This is a genomic window from Segatella oulorum F0390 (genome assembly GCF_000224615.1).
Lineage (GTDB): Bacteria > Bacteroidota > Bacteroidia > Bacteroidales > Bacteroidaceae > Prevotella > Prevotella oulorum.
Genome location: NZ_JH114215.1, coordinates 1092861 through 1110788, shown reverse-complemented (window position 1 = coordinate 1110788; position 17928 = coordinate 1092861). Strand labels below are relative to the sequence as shown.

Sequence of the window (17928 nt, the reverse complement as noted above, 5' to 3'; positions counted from 1 at the left end):
GGCGCAGAAAACGGCCATCGTTTTTTGACGTGCAACCCTGCGGCGCAGAAAACGGCCGTCGTTTTTTGACGTGCAACCCTGCGGCGCAGAAAACGGCCATCGTTTTTTGACTTGCAACCCTGCAGCGCAGAAAAAGACTATCGTTTTTTGACGCGCGATTGCTACGGCATCATTTTCTAACGCAAATGCTGCTGTTGCTGCTTTTCGAGGGCGCGTTGCTCAGCGGCACCATACATGAAGTATTCAAACGCGGCATAGACGTTGAGCAGTTGAAACAGCAGCAGGCCAATGAGCGTGCAGACGGCAAACATCATGGGAACGAAGTGGGCGGGCAGCCCGTTGGCATCGCCTTGCAGCATGCCGATGGCGTTGAGATAGTAGGCGTTGAGCAATATTCTCACGGGTATGCTGATGAGGCAGTAGGCCACGCCGCAGAGGAAGCAGATGGCTGCTTGGTTGGAAACGAGGTAACCCCAGTTGCGCCGGCCGGTGGTGAAGGCCTCTTTCAGGGCTTTGCGCAGGGGCAGGGTGGGGGTGATGATGTATTTTGTGAACGCGAAATTCAGTGGGCAGAATGGCAGCAACAGGATGAAGGTGAGGGTGTATTTGATGGTTTCGATGTTTTGCGTGTCGTTTAAATCGTTTTCGCGAATGAGCGATGGCCACAGCGTTTGCACGCCATGCTGTGCCCATTCGAGCAGCAGATAGAGCGCCAAGGTGAGCAGGGCAAACGCGAGGGCGGCGACGAGGTTGCGCTTGATGCAGCGAGCGCGGGGTTGCTGGTGGAGCTTGCCGAAGACGATGCCCATGGCGACGGCCGGCAGTAGCAGGACTAAGGGCAGTGCTACGAGGCTCAACAGCACCTGCAGCAACGAAGGATCGTCGCCTGAATAGAAGTTGACAACGGCGTTGGTTCCATTGAAAAGCAGTGTGGTGAGCGCCATGGCCGCCACGAGATAGGGAATCAACGTTTTATAGAACAGCGTGGGATAGTGTTGCAGCAGCGTGTTGATGGTGGTCTTCATGTTGGCCAGCACGCTGCGCGTTTTGAATAAATTTTCGTTCATCGTTTTATGGATTTGATGTTGCGTTATAAAAATGTTTGTCGGCGAAATTCCGAACACACGATGGCTGTTGCAATGGCCACGTTGAGCGATTCGGCCTTGTTGGTGGCCGCCGAGCAATTAGGGATGAGCAGCCGCTGATTGACCCATGCGCGTGTTTCGGGCGACAGGCCGTTGCCCTCGTTGCCCATGATGATGATGCCCGTGGGCGACAGCGTCTTTTGATAGATGTTTTCACCATCCAACATCGTGCCGTAGATGGGAAAATCGTGGGGCAACGCAGCCAGCAGAGGGGGAAGCTCGGTGTAGTGAATTGCCACGTGAGCAATGCTGCCCATGGTGGCTTGCACCACTTTGGGATTGTAGGCTTCAGCCGTGTTGGGCGAGCAAAAGATGTGCGCGATGCCAAACCAGTCGGCCATGCGAATGATGGTGCCTAAATTGCCGGGATCTTGAATGCCGTCGAGAGCAAGCGAAAGTTGCGTGAGCGGAATGTCGAAGTCGCTGACGTCGGGGTAGGGGAAGAGGCCCAGCACCTGTTGCGGATGTTGCAGCAAGCTCACGCTCTGCAGCTCGTCTTCGCTCACGATGTGTAGCGCAGTGGTTTGCGGCACTTCGTGCGTGGCCGTCCATTCTTCGGTGGCAACGAGGGTGTGAGCCGGCATCACGGTCAGCAAATCGCCCACCACCTTGTGACCTTCGGCGATGAAAAGCCGTTCGCGAAGCCTGTTTTTCTTCAACTGAAGCGACTTGATAAATTTGATTTTCGCTTTGCTAATCATGCTTGCAAAGGTAGCAATTTTCGGGCAAAGCGCATTTTGTTATTCGTGGAAAATGTGCTAACTTTGCGTCGCTATGGAGTATTGCAAGATTTATAGTGTGCTTTTTGCAACGTTGCTGACGGCATGTAGTGCATCGAAGTTCGTTCCCGAGAATCAATATATGCTTGAGAGCGTGAAGATAAAATCCGACCGGAAGGATTTGGATGCCTCTACGCTCAGTGCCTACGTGCGGCAAACGGCCAATTCAAAATGGTTTTCGTTGTTCAAAATTCCGCTGGGCACCTATGCCTTGGCAGGGCGCGACTCAACGAAATGGATGAATCGCACGCTGAAGCATATCGGTGAGGCACCCGTGATTTTCGACACTGCGCAAGCGCGTTTGTCGGTGCAGGATTTAACGTCGGCCATGCGCAACATGGGCTATATGCAGGCAAAAACACAGCTCAAAACAACGGTTAAAGGCAAGAAGGTGAAGGTGGTGTTTCGGTTGCAACCCGGCGAACCCTATCTGATTCATACGTTGAAATATGATATTCAAGATAGCGTGATTGCGGCTTTGCTGGCGCGCAAAGAGAAACGCAACATGTTTAAGCCCACCTTAGCGGCTGGAAGTAGATTTACGGTAGATGCTTTGAATGCCGAACGCAAGAATATTACAGACTTTTTATTGAATCACGGTTATTACAAGTTTCATCGCGATTTTATTCAGTATAGTGCCGATTCGGCGCGTAATAGTCGTGATATCAACATCACGTTGCATCTGCTGCCTTATCGCACAAACGAACAAAAGCACGACACGTTGCATCCCTGCTATGTCATCGATAGCATTTATTATCGCATGAATGAGGATGGTGGTGCCATACGTTTGCGCAAAAGTGTGCTGCGCAATGCTACAATGCTCGAAGCACACGAGCCGTATGATGCCAATAAACTGGAGCAGACCTACAACAAGTTTGCACGCTTTCAAGTCGTCAGATACACCAATATCACTTTTAAAGAGCGACCCGATACAACGCTGTTGGATTGCGAGATTCAGTTGAACACCAACAAAGCCAACACACTATCTTTTCAGCCCGAAGGTACAAACACGGCCGGAGATTTGGGAGCTGCCGCCAGCTTGACATGGGAAAATCGCAACCTTTTTCATGGGGCTGAGTTGTTGAGCGTGCAATTACGTGGCGCTTTTGAGGCCATTCGTGGGTTGGAAGGCTATAAAAACCAAAACTATGTGGAATATGGTTTTGAAACGAAATTGCAGTTCCCTCGTTTCTTAGCGCCGTTCCTTTCGCGCACGTTTAAGCACAGGAGCTTGGCAACATCCGAATTGGCAACAGGTTATAATCTGCAAAATCGCCCCGAGTTTCATCGGCGAGTCTTCTCGGCCGCATGGCGTTACCGTTGGGCAGAGCCCCATCATCACATCAGTTATCGTGCCGATGTGTTGGATTTGAGCTATGTTTATATGCCTTGGATCAGTGCCACTTTCAAACACGATTACTTGGATGGAACGAGCAATCGCAATGCTATTTTGCGCTATAATTACGAGGATTTGTTCATCATGAAGATTGGAATGGGGCTGACCTATAATGACAATGTGAATGTTGTGCGGGCTAATATTGAAACAGCGGGCAACATTCTCAATGGGTTGTCGCATTTGTTTCGTTTTAAGCAGAATGCCAATCAGCAGGCCACCTTATTTAATATAGCCTTTGCGCAATATGTGAAGTTTGATGTAGACCTCACCCATTTAATTTGTTTCGATGCGCGCAATGCTTTGGCTATGCACGTGGGTTTGGGTGTGGCGTGGCCCTATGGTAACAGTACCATTCTGCCTTTTGAAAAGCGTTATTTCTCGGGTGGTGCCAATAGTGTGCGCGGTTGGAGCGTTAGGGAATTAGGACCGGGAAAGTTTAAGGGCTCAGGTGGCCGCATAGACTTTATTAATCAGACGGGCGATATGAAGTTAGATTTGAATGTAGAGTATCGAACGTATTTGTTTTGGAAGTTTAATGGTGCGGCTTTTGTAGATGCAGGTAACATTTGGACATTGCGAAACTATGTAGACCAGCCTGGCGGGCAGTTTAAGTTCGATACGTTCTACAAGCAATTGGCTGTGGCCTATGGACTTGGACTCCGCTTGAATTTCGATTATTTCATTCTGCGTTTTGATATGGCAATGCGCGCCATCAATCCTGCCTATGCTGATGTGCATGAGCATTATCCTATCTTCCATCCTAAGTTTAGTCGTGATTTTGCTTTCCATTTTGCAGTTGGACTGCCATTTTAAATGCCGCAAAGCGTTTTCTTCTCTCTATATAAAGGTGAAAGTGTAGCATTGAACGTCGTGGAAAAAGTTTGAAATGTTGCCATAAAGGCTGTGCAAATTAATATTAAAACGAGAGTGCAATGAAATAATTTATATACCTTTGCGACAAATCTAACTCATTCATTTTTATGAAACAAACTATATTGGTAACGGGAGGAACGGGCTTCATTGGTTCACACACAGTTGTTGAATTGATGGAAGCCGGTTATGAAGTTGTGATTATTGATAATCTCAGTAATTCAAAAATTGAAGTACTTGATGGTATTGCGCAGATTACAGGACAGAAACCTGCTTTCGAAAAGGTTGATTTACGCGATAAAGAGGCTACGGAAGGCGTATTTAAAAAATATCCACATATTGCGGGTATCATTCATTTCGCTGCATCAAAGGCTGTGGGAGAGAGTGTGCAAAAGCCGCTACTTTACTATCGAAACAACATCGTTTCGCTGATTAATCTCTTAGAGTTAATGCCACAATATGGTGTAAAAGGTTTTATCTTCTCTTCAAGTTGCACCGTGTATGGGCAGCCGAAGCCCGAGAATTTGCCTGTAACAGAGGACGCTCCTCATCAAAAGGCTACATCACCCTATGGTAATACGAAGGAGATTAACGAGCAAATTATCTATGACTATATTCATAGTGGCGCAAACATCAAGAGCATTGTGTTGCGTTATTTTAACCCGATAGGGGCACATCCAACAGCCCTTATCGGTGAGTTGCCCAATGGCGTCCCTGCCAATTTAATTCCATTCGTCACGCAGACAGCAGCAGGAATACGTAAGGAATTGACTATCTTTGGAAACGATTACAATACGCCCGATGGCACTTGTATTCGTGATTACATCTACGTGGTTGATTTGGCTAAGGCACATGTCGCTGCGATGCAGCGTGTGTTGAATGCTGATGCAGAACCAATTGAATATTTTAATATTGGCACAGGAAAAGGCAATACCACGAAAGAGATTGTCGACACCTTTGAAAAAGCTACAGGTGTAAAAGTGAATTGGAAATATGGCCCACGCCGAGAAGGCGACATTGAAAAGATTTGGGGTGATTGCTCTAAGGCAAATGCGGTCTTAGGTTGGGAGGCAAAAACACCTTTGAATGAAGTGTTGGCAACTGCATGGAAGTGGCAACAGAAGCTAAAGGAGGTTTAAGTATCAGCGTTTAACGGCGCAAAGGGATTACTAAAAAATAGTTTTAAAATTTGGTTTATAAATTGAAAAGTACTACCTTTGCAGCCGTTTGGTATTTAAACAGACAGAAAATAATTGGATGAAGAATGACAAATTAAAAAACCAGTATCGTGTCAATGAACAGATACGTGCACGTGAAGTTCGCATAGTAGGGGATGAAGGCTCTGAAGTTGTGTCAACGAAGAAGGCTTTAGATATGGCTCGGCAACAAGGTGTTGACCTTGTAGAAATCTCCCCCAATGCTCAACCTCCTGTTTGTCGTCTCATTGATTATTCAAAGTTTTTGTATCAGCAAAAGAAGCATCAGAAGGAAATTAAGCAGAAGCAAGTTAAGGTTGAGGTGAAAGAAATACGCTTTGGCCCGCAAACCGACGAGCATGATTATAATTTTAAATTGAAACATGCTAAGGAATTCTTGGAAGATGGTAATAAAGTTCGTGCTTATGTTTTCTTTCGTGGTCGTTCCATTTTGTTTAAAGAGCAGGGCGAAGTGCTTCTGCTTCGATTTGCAAACGATTTAGAAGAATTTGGAAAGGTTGAGCAAATGCCCCGTCTTGAAGGTAAGAAAATGTTCTTATTCATTGCTCCAAAGAAGTCGGGTGTAGCAAAGAAAAGCCAGCAGAAGCTTGATCGCGAGAAGAGAGATGCTGAGGCAAAGTTAGCAAGTGACATGCAACGTGAAGCCAATCTTGAGAAGACGGGCTTGTTTGCAAATGCAAAGAATGGAGAAAAGGCACTTGATCAGCTGAAAGATAGTGCTGCAACAAATGAATAAAAAAAGTGCGTAACGCCAGGTATATGCGTTGCCACGATTATTAATAATAATAAAAAGTAAAAAAATGCCTAAAGTTAAGACAAATTCTGGTGCAAAGAAACGTTTTTCTTTCACCGGTACTGGTAAGGTTAAAAGACATCATGCCTACCATAGTCACATTCTGACTAAAAAGACAAAGAAGCAAAAGCGAAATCTTGTTCATCAAACATTAGTAGATCGCACGAACATGAAGCAAGTGCGTGATTTGCTTTGTTTGCGTTAATTCACTTTTTAGTAGAAAACATTAAAAAAGAAAAATTATGCCAAGATCAGTAAATCATGTTGCTTCAAAAGCAAAGAGAACAAGAATTCTGAAGCTCACAAAAGGTTATTATGGAGCAAGAAAGAATGTTTGGACAGTAGCAAAAAATACTTGGGAGAAGGGTCTTACGTATGCTTATCGCGACCGCCGCAACAAGAAACGCAATTTCCGTGCCTTGTGGATACAGCGTATTAATGCAGCTGCTCGTCTTGAGAATATGAGTTATTCTACATTGATGGGGGCTTTACATAAGGCTGGTATTGAAATCAATCGTAAGGTTCTTGCAGACTTAGCTGTAAATAATCCTGAGGCTTTTAAAGCGATTGTGGACAAAGTAAAATAACGATTAGTATTTTATATCAATAAGAGAAATGGGGATGTATGTTGCATATATCCTCATTTTCTTTGTCTATATCCTATGTAGGAAAGGCAATAATTATACGCGGATAAATCCCTCTTTATGCTTAATAGAGATTGGTGTCTTCAAAAAGATTTAGAGGCATCTCCTTTTTTATTTCCTCCATATTCCTCTCTTCCTCATTATGTTCTTTGAATTGTAGTAGCAGTTGATTAGAAAGTGGATTTTCGGTATTGATACGATAAGTTCCTCGTTTTGCTGTGCGCACAATCAAAGAATTAGGCTTCTTTGCATGGGTTATCAAATCTTGCACCACAGCCTTGTAAACACTGTCATAAGCAATGGGAGCGAAAAGACTATTACATGCGTTGTACACATGATTCACAATCTTTTTGACAGAAAGTCCTTCACAATCGGCTTCGATTAAAATGCGTAATATCTCTTGATGATAATCCAAAACAACCCATCATTTAAAAGGGGGAGCTGCTTATTATTCAACAGTTCCCCCTTTTGGTGAATAAGACTTTTGAGAATGGTTATGCAAGTGTTAGCAAGTTATTCTCATCTTTAACTTTTCCTTCTTTGAAGAGCCAGCCTATGCCTAAGTAGGCTTCTTCAACACTAATCTTTGCAGCTTTTGCAATCTCAGCAACAGAAAGCGCACCTTCTGCAGCAGCTAATGCCTGATAGACATCGCCTGCACGGAAACCAACGCTTTCAGCATTGATATACAAAACGGGAGTTGCAGAAGCGGCCTTCTTGGGCGCTGCTGCTTTCTTTACTGCGACTTTCTTGGGTGCAGTAGCTTTTGACGTAGCTTTTTTTTCTGTCATAAGTGACTAAATTAATTGTTGTTGCTTATCGTAACCTGCTCTTGATGAACTTGGAATCCGACACTGCAAAAGTACTGAATTCTATTCAATTAGTCGTTGAAACGAGTGCAAAATTAGCGATTTGACAGTCTTGTTGTCTCATATTTTGACTTATGTCAATCTTTCGTGCTCGGATTTAAACGAATTTGCAACTCTTCCAACTGCTTATCATCAAGCACACCGGGCGCATCTAACATCACATCGCGGCCGCTGTTGTTCTTCGGAAAAGCGATGCAATCGCGGATGGAATCGAGGCCTGCCATGATGCTCACGAAGCGATCTAAGCCAAAAGCCAAGCCTGCGTGGGGAGGAGCACCATATTTGAAGGCATTCATGAGGAAGCCAAATTGCGCCTCGGCACGCTCTTTTGTGAAGCCTAAAACTTCAAACATCTTCTCTTGCAGTTGTGTGTCGTGAATTCTGAGCGAGCCTCCTCCAACTTCGATACCATTGCAAACAAAGTCATAGGCTTTGGCGCGCACCTGTTCGGGATGCTCATCTAACAGTGGCAAATCGTCGGGGTTGGGCATGGTGAATGGATGGTGCGTAGCCATGAGGCGTTGCTCTTCGTCGCTCCATTCGAACAGTGGAAAATCAATAATCCACAGGCATTTGAACACGTCTTTATTGCGCAGTCCCAAACGGTCACCCATCTCCAAACGCAGTGCACACAGCTGAATGCGTGTGGCATTGGGTTTGTCGCCCGAAAGAATCAGCATCAAATCGCCTGGCTTTGCATCGCCCTTTTGGAGCACGCTGCGCAAGACCTCTTCACGATAGAATTTATCGATGGAACTCTTGATGCTTCCATCCTCATTATATTTAATGTAAACAAGCCCTTTCGCCCCAATCTGCGGACGTTTTACGAAGTCGGTGAGCTCGTCTAATTGCTTACGGCTGTAGTGTGCACATCCCGGCACACATATTCCGCCGATGTATTGCGCATCGTCGAAAACAGAGAACGAACCTTTGCCGGCGAAGGCTTCTTTCAGTTCAACGAATTCCATACCGAAGCGCAAATCGGGCTTGTCGCTGCCAAAGCGTTTCATGGCTTCCTGCCACGTCATCCGCTCCAACGGCGGCAACTCAACGCCACGAATCTCCTTAAACAGATGGCGTGCCATGCGCTCAAACAATTCTAAAACATCGTCTTGGTCGACAAAGCTCATCTCGCAGTCAATTTGTGTGAATTCGGGTTGGCGGTCGGCGCGGAGATCTTCGTCGCGGAAACATTTTGCAATTTGGAAATAACGGTCGAATCCCGCAACCATCAACAGCTGTTTCAACGTCTGAGGACTTTGTGGTAAGGCGTAGAATTGACCTGGATTCATGCGGCTCGGCACGACAAAATCGCGTGCCCCCTCAGGCGTACTTCCTATCAACACCGGTGTTTCAACCTCCATGAATTGCTGCGCATCGAGGAAGTTGCGGATGAGAATGGTCATGCGGTGGCGCAATTCAATGTTACGGCGAACGGCATTCCGTCGCAAATCCAAATAGCGGTATTTCATGCGCAGGTCATCGCCGCCGTCGGTCTCGTCTTCAATGGTGAAAGGCGGAGTCAGCGACGGAGATAAGATTTGAAGCCGCTCGGCCAGGATTTCGATTTCGCCGGTATCCATCTTGGGGTTCTTGCTTTCGCGTTCGCTCACCCTACCCACGACCTGAATGCAATATTCGCGCCCCAATCTGTTGGCAGCATCGAAGAGCGAACTGTCTGCAGTGCTGTTGAAAACGAGCTGTGTGATGCCATAACGGTCGCGAAGATCAATAAAGGTCATGCCACCCATTTTCCTTATCCGTTGCACCCAACCGGCTAAGGTTACCGAGGTGCCCGCGTCGGCAAGCCTAAGCTCGCCACATGTTTTTGTCCTATACATATAATAATAATGTTATGAATTCGAATTCTGTCGTGCAAAGTTACGAAATAAATGCAACATTAAATCATACAAGCCCGAAGAATGCGCGAAATCCAAAAATATCGGTTGCCCATCTTGACAAACGCTCCAAAACGGTTTCGAGATAGCAGCAAACCTCATTTTGTCCTCATCGGCGAGCACCTCGCCGCGACTATCTTTTCATTTCAGTGCATCGGCGAGCACCTTTTCCTGCGATAAACAGCGCGGAACATCGGCGGCGAACTGTTTTCCTGCGATAAACAGCGCGGATTATCGGCGGCGAACTGTTTTCCTGCGATAAACAACGCGGAATATCGGCGGCGAGCTGTTTTCCTGCGATAAACAACGCGGATTATCGGCGGCGAACTCTTTTCCTGCGATAAACAGCGCGGAATATCGGCGGCGAACTGTTTTCCTGCGATAAACAACGCGGATTATCGGCGGCGAACTGTTCGCCAACAACCTTTTTTCGATTTTGTCCGTCGGCGAATTGTTCGCCGGCATACATTTCTTGTGTTTGTCCATCGGCGAACTATTCGCCGGCATACATTTCTTGTGTTTGTCCATCGGCGAACTATTCGCCGGCAATCATTTTCGATTTTGTCCATCGGCGAACTATTCGCCGGCAACCTTTTCTCGATTTAGTTCATCGGCAAACTGTTCGCCGGCAACCTTTTCTCGATTTAGTCCATCGGCGAACTGTTCGCCGGCAACCTTTTCTCGATTTAGTCCATCGGCGAACTGTTCGCCGGCAACCATTTCTCGATTTAGTCCGTCGTCGAACTGTTCGCCAGCAACCTTTTCTCGATTTAGTCCGTCGGTGAACTATTCGCCAGCAACCTTAGGACACGGAACCACACGAGAAATGGTAGGGGCGGCGCCTGTGTGCCCGCCCGAACGTCCGCACAGCGGCGTTTCCATCCGCAAAGAGCACGTCCCCCACCCGCAAAGGAGGCGTTTCCATCCGCAAAAGGCACGTCCACAGCCGCGAACGGCACACTTCCATGTATAAACATTGTGTCTCCATCCCTCGCCTGCGATGGCCTAACGATGGATGCGCCCTTGTGGGGCGCGCTGGCCGGCACACAGGCACGGCCACTACCCGACACACTATGCGACACGGGCGGGCACACAGGCACCGCCCCTACCCAGCTCCATCAAATCTCTCGCCGGCAACCAACCTTTCTTGCGTGTTTGTTCATCGGCGAACGATTTCTCTTGCGGGCGTTAATGCCGTTGGAGCACGGGTGCTAAGAACTTTGCGGTGTAGCCTTTGCCTGCTTTGACAATGGCTTCGGGGGTGCCTTGGGCAACAATCTTTCCGCCGCCCGAGCCACCTTCGGGGCCGATGTCGATGATGTGGTCGGCCAATTTGATGACGTCTAAATTGTGTTCGATGATGATGACCGTGTTACCCTTGTCAACCAACTTCTGAAGCACATCCATCAAGATGCGGATGTCTTCGAAATGCAGTCCCGTGGTGGGCTCGTCGAGGATGTAGAGTGTTTTTCCGGTGTCGCGTTTCGCCAATTCGGTGGCCAACTTCACACGCTGACTTTCGCCGCCCGAAAGGGTAGTAGAGCTTTGTCCCAACTTGATGTAGCCCAGCCCCACCTCTTGCAAGGCCTTGATTTTGTTGAGAATGTTGGGTGTGTTTTCGAAGAATTCCATGGCCTGGTTGATGGTCATGTCGAGCACGTCGGCAATGGATTTTCCCTTGAACCTCACTTCCAATGTTTCGCGGTTGTAGCGTTTGCCGTGGCATACTTCGCAGGGCACCATCACGTCGGGCAGCAAATTCATTTCAATGGTTTTATAGCCGTTGCCGGCGCAGGCTTCGCAGCGTCCGCCTTTGGTGTTGAATGAGAATCGGCCGGGCTTGTAGCCTCTGATTTTGGCCTCGGGCAGGTTGACGAAGAGGGCGCGAATATCGTTGAACACACCGGTGTAGGTGGCGGGATTGCTGCGCGGTGTGCGCCCGATGGGACTTTGGTCCACGTTGACTACTTTGTCGATGTTGTCGATGCCGAGGCACTCCTCATAGGGCATGGGCTGCTTGAGTGAACGATAGAAGTGGGTGGAGAGAATGGGTTGCAGCGTTTCGTTGATGAGCGTTGATTTGCCCGAGCCCGATACGCCGGTTACCACGATGAGTTCGCCCAATGGGAACTGCACATCCACCTGTTTGAGATTGTTGCCCGTGGCGCCTTTGATTTCGAGCATTCTGCCGTTGCCTTTGCGCCGCTTTCGGGGCACTTCGATGGCCCGTGTGCCGTTGAGATAGTCGGCCGTGAGCGTGTGTTGCTTGAGCATTTTGGCAGGTGTTCCTTGAAACACCACTTCGCCGCCTTTGCGTCCGGCCTTGGGACCGATGTCGATAATCCAGTCGGCGGCGCGCATCATGTCTTCATCGTGTTCTACGACAATGACGGTGTTGCCCAGGTCGCGCAGTTCTTTGAGCGAGCGAATGAGCCGTTCGTTGTCGCGTTGGTGCAGGCCGATGCTGGGCTCATCGAGAATGTAGAGCACGTTGACCAGCTGGCTTCCGATTTGAGTGGCCAATCGGATGCGCTGACTTTCTCCGCCCGAGAGCGTGGCACTTTGTCGATTGAGCGAGAGATAGTCTAAGCCCACCTCGGTGAGAAAGTTGACCCGCTTTTTGATTTCCTTTAAGATTTCGGCAGCAATGCGTTTCTGTTTCTCATCTAAATGCTGCTCCACCTCGTCGAGCCATGTTTTGAGCGCCGTGATGTCCATGTTGGCTAAATCGGCAATACCCTTGTCCCAAATCTTATAAGAAAGCGCTTCGCGGTTGAGCCGCATGCCTTTGCACGAGGAGCAAGTGACGGTGGTTTTGAATTGGTCGGCCCATTTCTTTCCCAATGCGGTGTCGTCGTTGTCGATGGTGGCTTGAAGATATTTGATGATGCCGTTGAATTCCACGAAATAGTCAGAATTGGAGTGGATGAGTTCTTTGTCGATGCGCACATTCTCTAACGCGCCATACAACACTTCGTCTAACGCCTCTTTGGGAATGTCTTTTATAGGCGTCTTCAGGTTGCAATCGTGCTTGCGCAGCAGTGCATCCACTTGCCAGAAGATCATTTGGTTCTTGTATTTTCCTAAGGGAGCGATGCCGCCTTCGCGAATGCTCAATTTGTCGTTGGGAATAACCTTTTGCAAGTCAATCTCGGTCACGTAGCCCAGGCCTTTGCAATGGGGGCAGGCGCCTTCGGGCGAGTTGAACGAAAAGATGTTGGGTGCGGGGTCTTTATATGAGATGCCCGAGGTGGGGCACATCAATCGCTTTGAGAAATATTTACCATCGGTGCTGCCTTTCTCTAACAGCATAATGAGGCCGTCGCCCTGCTTCATCGCTGCTTCAACGCTCTTGGTTAAGCGCTCGTGCGAAACATCCTCAACCAACATTTTGTCGATGACCAGCTCAATGTTGTGGTTCTTATAACGGTCCACCTTCATGCCGCGTGTCAGCTCTTCAATCGTACCATCCACGCGAATGTTCATGTAGCCCTTTTTGCGCATGCTTTCGAAAAGCTCGCGATAATGTCCTTTGCGGTTTCTCACCAGCGGCGAAAGAATATAGATTTGCTTGCCAGCATAGTCGTGTAAAATCATCTCGAGGATTTTCTCCTCGGTATATTTCACCATCTTCTCGCCCGTGAGATAGCTGTAAGCCGTTCCGGCACGTGCATAAAGCAGGCGCAAGAAGTCATAGATTTCTGTGGTGGTGCCCACTGTTGAGCGCGGATTTTTATTGGTGGTTTTCTGCTCAATGCTGATGACGGGGCTCAATCCCGTGATTTTATCTACGTCGGGGCGTTCTAAGTTGCCTAAGAAATTGCGGGCATACGCCGAAAAGGTTTCAATGTAGCGACGTTGTCCTTCGGCGAAAATCGTATCAAAAGCCAATGACGATTTCCCCGAGCCCGAAAGCCCCGTGATTACTGTTAACGAATTGCGGGGTATCGCAACATTAATATCTTTAAGGTTGTGCACACGCGCACCCCATACATTTATCTTTTTATCTTCTTTTTCCATGCGTTCGTTTCCCTAAAATCTCTTCAAATGGTTATGCATGCCTTGTGATGTTATCGCATGCAATGGGCAATGAAAACATTACCTATCTGAATCAATCTTTGCCTGTATAATGCGCACAAAGGTAGCAAAAAGATAAGAGTTAACACGTGGGATAAAGACTATTTTTTGTATTTTTGCAGCTGAAAAGTCGCAAACTAAAGATTATGAGAATATATTATCGATACTTTTTGCTTTTAATTCTTTTGTTGCTCAGTGGTTTCCCACTTGCCCTTTCATCGCAGGCGGCCACGACAGCTAAGGGGCCAATTACCATCGGAGTGATGTTGCCTTTGCATCAGCTTGATGGCGATGGAAAACGCATGACCGAATATTATCGAGGCATGTTGATGGCCTGTAACCAGTTGAAGACGGCGGGCTATACCATTCATGTCCAAGCGTGGAATGTGGATGCGAACACCGATATAGAGCAAGTGTTGCAACGCGAGGGCGTTGAAAAGTGCAATGTGATCTTTGGTCCTTTATATAGCAAGCAAGTAAAGCCTTTAGCCGATTATTGCAAATCGCGGCGCATTCGGTTGGTCATTCCCTTTTCTATCACAGGAAATGAGGTTGCCTCTAACCCGTATGTTTTTCAAGTTTATCAAGATGGGGCGCGTCTCACAAGCGCTGCAGTGAACGCTTTTTTAGAACGTTTCAGCAAGTGCCATCCCGTGTTTGTCGATTGCAATGATAGCATTAATCCTAAAGGAGCATTCACGGCAGCTTTGCGAAAACAACTGGATATAAAAGGTGTTTCCTACAACATTACGAATTTAAAATCGCCCGATGATGCTTTTGCGAAGGCTTTCAGCGCCACGCAGCCCAATGTGGTGGTGCTCAACACGGCACGTTCGCCCGAGTTGAACGCTGCTTTTGTAAAGTTAGAGCGTCTCGAGCAGTTGTATCCTGGTCGGGTGGTGCGTTTGTTTGGCTACACCGAGTGGCTCATGTATGCCTCGTATGATTTTGCGCATTTCTGCAAATATGATACGTATATCCCCACAACGTTTTATTATAATGCGTCGGCCACGGCCACACAAACTTTTGAAAAGAGCTATCGCAGCTGGTTTCATGAGCCCCTGATGCAAGCGCTTCCGCGTTTCGCCATCACGGGTTACGACCATGCACAGTTCTTCATTCGCGGCATTCTTCAATATGGGAACCAGTTTACGGGCAATCGCTGGCAGCATTTCTATCAGCCGTTGCAAACCCCCTTGCAATTTGAGCCCGTGGGGAAAGGCGGACGACAGAATACGGCTTTCCAGTTCATTCACTACCTCTATAACGGCAGCATTGAGAGCCTTGCCTATTAACATGATTAAAGGTCTTTAGAAAAGAATATGAGATTACGATTAAAAATGCTGCTTTTTGCAGTGCTAAGTGTTAGCTATTGTTCAACAATCCATGCGCAAATAGGTCAGCATCGCAGCGACTTCGCTGTGGGAGTGAATGGTGGCTATGTGCTGAGCAAGGTTGGCTTTATGCCCACCGTTCCGCAGAAACAGCATGGCGGAATTACAGCGGGCCTCTCGATGCGCTACACGAGCGAGAAATATTTCTCGACCATCTGCTCTGTCATGGGTGAAATTAATGTCGCGCAAGTGGGCTGGACCGAGGATATTTTAGATGCGAACGACCGGCCAGTAATCAATGGTGCCACGAATGTTGCAGAGAAATATAGTCGCAACCTCACGTATGTCCAGGTGCCGATATTTGCACATCTGGCGTGGGGAAAAGAGCAGAAAGGCATGCAATTCTTTTTGAATTTGGGCCCACAGTTTGGTTATATGCTGAGCGAGAAAACCAGTATGAACTACAGCTATGCGCAACGCAATGTGGTCGACCGTGTGAGTGCTGTTTCCGAACAAGAAACCATGAAGGTTGCCCGCCGTTTTGATTACGGCATCGCCGCGGGGATTGGTGGCGAATATGTGCATCCTGCGGTGGGGCATTTTCTGCTCGAAGCGCGCTATTATTATGGTTTAGGCAACATCTTTGCCTCGTCGAAACGCGATTATTTCTCGCGCTCCAACTTCGGGCAAATTGTCGTCAAAGCCACCTACCTCTTTGACATGATGCGGACAAGCAAATAATCATCATTTAAATAAATCAATCTATGTTTGAAAATCAACCTAAAGGCCTTTATGCACTTGCATTGGCCAACACGGGCGAGCGTTTTGGTTATTACACCATGTTGGCCATCTTTACGCTGTTTATGCAGGCCAAATTCGGTTGGAGCGAATCGCAAGCCGGGCAGGTTTATGCCATTTTCTTAGCCGTCGTTTATTTTGCACCGCTTGTCGGAGGCATGATTGCCGACAAGATAGGCTATGGCAAGTGTGTCACCATTGGTTTCGCAACGATGTTCTTAGGCTATTTGGGGCTGGCCATTCCTACTGCCGCTAACGAAGTGGGCAAGTGGGCTATGTTTGCCGGATTGGCCTGTGTTTCGTTGGGAACGGGGCTGTTTAAAGGCAATTTGCAGGTGTTGGTGGGCAACCTTTACGATGCACCCGAGTATGCCCATCAGCGCGACTCGGCCTTCAGTCTGTTCTACATGGCCATCAACATCGGCGCCATGTTTGCGCCTTCCACAGCGAAGTGGATCACCAACCTCTATCTCGGCCAATATGGTTTCCATTATGATGCAGCCAACCTCGACCCCAAATACCTTGAAGTACTCTATGGTGCTTATGGTCTCTGCTTCGGCGTGGCTTGCATTTCATTGGTGCTCTCGGCCTGCATCTATTTCGGATGCCGCAACTGGTTCAGGCATGCCGACATCACTGCCAAGCAAGCTAAAACGGCGAATGCCGACGTGCAGGAGCTCACACCCAAGCAAACGCGCGACCGCATCGTGGCGCTGCTTCTGGTGTTTGCCGTTGTCATTTTCTTTTGGATGGCTTTCCATCAAAACGGGTCGGCGCTCACGTTCTTTGCTAAGAAATATACCAACCTCACCGTTTCGGGTGGCATGCGCATTTGGTTCAACATCTTCAGTTTGGCCTTGATTGCGCTATCTGTCTACACAGGCTTTGGCACCATGCAAGCAAAAACGCGGAAGAGTCGTCTCATCTGCGGCATGATTACCTTTGCCGCCTGGCTTGGTGCCGTGCTTTTGTTTTTGGGAATGGACGACCCCACGAAGACACAGCCCTCTGATTTCCAACAGTTCAATCCGTTCTTCGTGGTGTCGCTGACTCCTTTCAGCATGCTGTTCTTCGGCATCTTGGCCAAGAAGGGCCACGAGGTGAGCGCACCGGCACGCATCGCATGGGGCATGTTGGTGGCCGCCTTGGGCTTTGCGGTCATCACCTTGGCCTCGACCGACCTCATCTCGCCAATGGATTTGGGCGATAAAACCCAAAGCGTGTTGTCGCCGGGCTGGCTCATCTCCACCTATTTCACCCTCACCTTGGCCGAGCTGTTGCTTTCGCCCATGGGCATTTCGTTTGTGAGCAAGGTGGCACCGCCAAAATACAAAGGGCTGATGATGGGCGGCTGGTTTGTGGCTACGGCCATCGGCAACTACCTCAGCTCCATCCCTTCGATGTTGTGGAACGAGGTGCCGTTGATGTATAACTGGGGCATCCTCATTGCCTTGTGCTTGTTGAGTGCGTTGGTGATGTTTGCCTTGCTGAAGAAGCTCAAGCAAATGACTGCATAGAGCCGAAAGCGAAGCAAAAACAAGTCAGCAACAGTGTTTCTAACCCGTTTCCAAGTGAGCATGTGTTAGAAACACTGTTTCTGTTTATTTTCCGAGCCGAAACACATTTAGATACAGTGTATCTCGTCCGTTTTCTTGAAAAAACACGTTAGAAACAGTGTATCTCGTCCGTTTTTTTGGAAAAACACGTTAGAAACAGTGTATCTCATCCGTTTTCTTGAAAAAACACGTTAGAAACAGTGTATCTCGTCCGTTTTCTTGAAAAAACACGTTAGAAACAGTGTATCTCGTCCGTTTTTTTGGAAAAACACGTTAGAAACAGTGTATCTCATCCGTTTTCTTGAAAAAACATGTTAGATACACTGTTTCTAACCCGTTGCAAAGAAAAAACCGTTAGTCCCCCCGGGGGCTAATCTGTTTACAAGAAAAAACGTGTTAGTCCCCGGGGGATTTTCAATTTCATTAACAGAAACGCATTAGTCCCCGGGGGCTAATCTGTTCAAGAAAAAACATGTTAGTCCCGGGGATTTTCAATTTCATTAACAGAAACGCATTAGTCCCCGGGGGCTAATCTGTTTCAAGAAAAAACAT

General features: G+C 47.8%; 17 protein-coding genes. 9 read left to right on the top strand and 8 right to left on the bottom strand.

Annotated elements, in window-relative coordinates:
* Nucleotides 1-176 precede the first annotated feature (176 nt).
* Both HMPREF9431_RS04740 and HMPREF9431_RS04735 read right to left on the bottom strand, forming a co-directional pair.
* Entirely contained in the window at nucleotides 177-1067 is an 891-nt protein-coding gene (locus HMPREF9431_RS04740) for a hypothetical protein (RefSeq protein ID WP_004380013.1), read from the bottom strand.
* Between the two features lie 23 nt (nucleotides 1068-1090).
* Complete coding sequence (locus HMPREF9431_RS04735) at nucleotides 1091-1846, bottom strand: RNA methyltransferase (protein ID WP_004380012.1); 756 nt, start codon at nucleotides 1844-1846, stop codon at nucleotides 1091-1093.
* A gap of 73 nt (nucleotides 1847-1919) precedes the next feature.
* Between HMPREF9431_RS04735 and tamL the strand changes: the two genes are divergently transcribed.
* The 5 genes from tamL (at nucleotide 1920) to rplT (ending at nucleotide 6787) form a co-directional block, all read left to right on the top strand.
* Nucleotides 1920-4133, top strand: coding sequence for a translocation and assembly module lipoprotein TamL (gene tamL, locus HMPREF9431_RS04730; RefSeq protein WP_004380011.1), 2214 nt, complete (start codon nucleotides 1920-1922; stop codon nucleotides 4131-4133).
* A gap of 167 nt (nucleotides 4134-4300) precedes the next feature.
* Nucleotides 4301-5329, top strand: a complete 1029-nt coding sequence (gene galE / locus HMPREF9431_RS04725) for a UDP-glucose 4-epimerase GalE (protein WP_004380010.1) — start codon at nucleotides 4301-4303, stop codon at nucleotides 5327-5329.
* A 118-nt stretch (nucleotides 5330-5447) separates the two neighbouring features.
* Nucleotides 5448-6143, top strand: coding sequence for a translation initiation factor IF-3 (infC, locus tag HMPREF9431_RS04720; protein ID WP_004380009.1), 696 nt, complete (start codon nucleotides 5448-5450; stop codon nucleotides 6141-6143).
* 64 nt (nucleotides 6144-6207) lie between these two features.
* Entirely contained in the window at nucleotides 6208-6405 is a 198-nt protein-coding gene (gene rpmI / locus HMPREF9431_RS12260; protein WP_004380008.1) for a 50S ribosomal protein L35, read from the top strand.
* Between the two features lie 37 nt (nucleotides 6406-6442).
* Nucleotides 6443-6787, top strand: a complete 345-nt coding sequence (rplT, locus tag HMPREF9431_RS04715; protein ID WP_004380007.1) for a 50S ribosomal protein L20 — start codon at nucleotides 6443-6445, stop codon at nucleotides 6785-6787.
* A gap of 121 nt (nucleotides 6788-6908) precedes the next feature.
* On the opposite strand, the gene HMPREF9431_RS04710 is transcribed toward rplT, so the two are convergent.
* The 5 genes from HMPREF9431_RS04710 to HMPREF9431_RS13440 form a co-directional block, all read right to left on the bottom strand.
* Nucleotides 6909-7259 (bottom strand): hypothetical protein, encoded by a 351-nt coding sequence (locus HMPREF9431_RS04710; RefSeq protein WP_004380005.1) that lies wholly within the window; start codon nucleotides 7257-7259, stop codon nucleotides 6909-6911.
* 79 nt (nucleotides 7260-7338) lie between these two features.
* Nucleotides 7339-7635 (bottom strand): winged helix-turn-helix domain-containing protein, encoded by a 297-nt coding sequence (locus tag HMPREF9431_RS04705; RefSeq protein ID WP_004380004.1) that lies wholly within the window; start codon nucleotides 7633-7635, stop codon nucleotides 7339-7341.
* 155 nt (nucleotides 7636-7790) lie between these two features.
* Nucleotides 7791-9554: an aspartate--tRNA ligase gene (gene aspS, locus HMPREF9431_RS04700; RefSeq protein WP_004380003.1), complete on the bottom strand. Its 1764-nt coding sequence runs from the start codon at nucleotides 9552-9554 to the stop codon at nucleotides 7791-7793.
* 288 nt (nucleotides 9555-9842) lie between these two features.
* Nucleotides 9843-10139: a hypothetical protein gene (locus HMPREF9431_RS12815; RefSeq protein ID WP_155812935.1), complete on the bottom strand. Its 297-nt coding sequence runs from the start codon at nucleotides 10137-10139 to the stop codon at nucleotides 9843-9845.
* A gap of 48 nt (nucleotides 10140-10187) precedes the next feature.
* Nucleotides 10188-10331, bottom strand: coding sequence for a hypothetical protein (locus HMPREF9431_RS13440; RefSeq protein WP_004380002.1), 144 nt, complete (start codon nucleotides 10329-10331; stop codon nucleotides 10188-10190).
* A 291-nt stretch (nucleotides 10332-10622) separates the two neighbouring features.
* Here HMPREF9431_RS13440 and HMPREF9431_RS12810 point away from each other — a divergent pair, with 291 nt between their 5' ends.
* Entirely contained in the window at nucleotides 10623-10826 is a 204-nt protein-coding gene (locus tag HMPREF9431_RS12810; protein ID WP_155812934.1) for a hypothetical protein, read from the top strand.
* Here HMPREF9431_RS12810 and uvrA read toward each other — a convergent pair.
* Nucleotides 10800-13631, bottom strand: a complete 2832-nt coding sequence (gene uvrA / locus HMPREF9431_RS04695; RefSeq protein ID WP_004380001.1) for an excinuclease ABC subunit UvrA — start codon at nucleotides 13629-13631, stop codon at nucleotides 10800-10802. The genes HMPREF9431_RS12810 and uvrA overlap by 27 nt on opposite strands.
* A gap of 203 nt (nucleotides 13632-13834) precedes the next feature.
* Between uvrA and HMPREF9431_RS04690 the strand changes: the two genes are divergently transcribed.
* Genes HMPREF9431_RS04690 through HMPREF9431_RS04680 form a run of 3 tightly spaced genes read left to right on the top strand, consistent with a single transcriptional unit; the run spans nucleotide 13835 to nucleotide 17337 of the window.
* Nucleotides 13835-14983, top strand: a complete 1149-nt coding sequence (locus HMPREF9431_RS04690) for an ABC transporter substrate-binding protein (RefSeq protein ID WP_004380000.1) — start codon at nucleotides 13835-13837, stop codon at nucleotides 14981-14983.
* A gap of 45 nt (nucleotides 14984-15028) precedes the next feature.
* Nucleotides 15029-15763, top strand: coding sequence for a porin family protein (locus HMPREF9431_RS04685; RefSeq protein ID WP_458693804.1), 735 nt, complete (start codon nucleotides 15029-15031; stop codon nucleotides 15761-15763).
* 23 nt (nucleotides 15764-15786) lie between these two features.
* The gene (locus tag HMPREF9431_RS04680; protein WP_004379998.1) at nucleotides 15787-17337 is read left to right on the top strand and encodes a peptide MFS transporter; all 1551 of its coding nucleotides are present in this window, start codon (nucleotides 15787-15789) and stop codon (nucleotides 17335-17337) included.
* The last annotated feature ends 591 nt before the right edge of the window (nucleotides 17338-17928 follow it).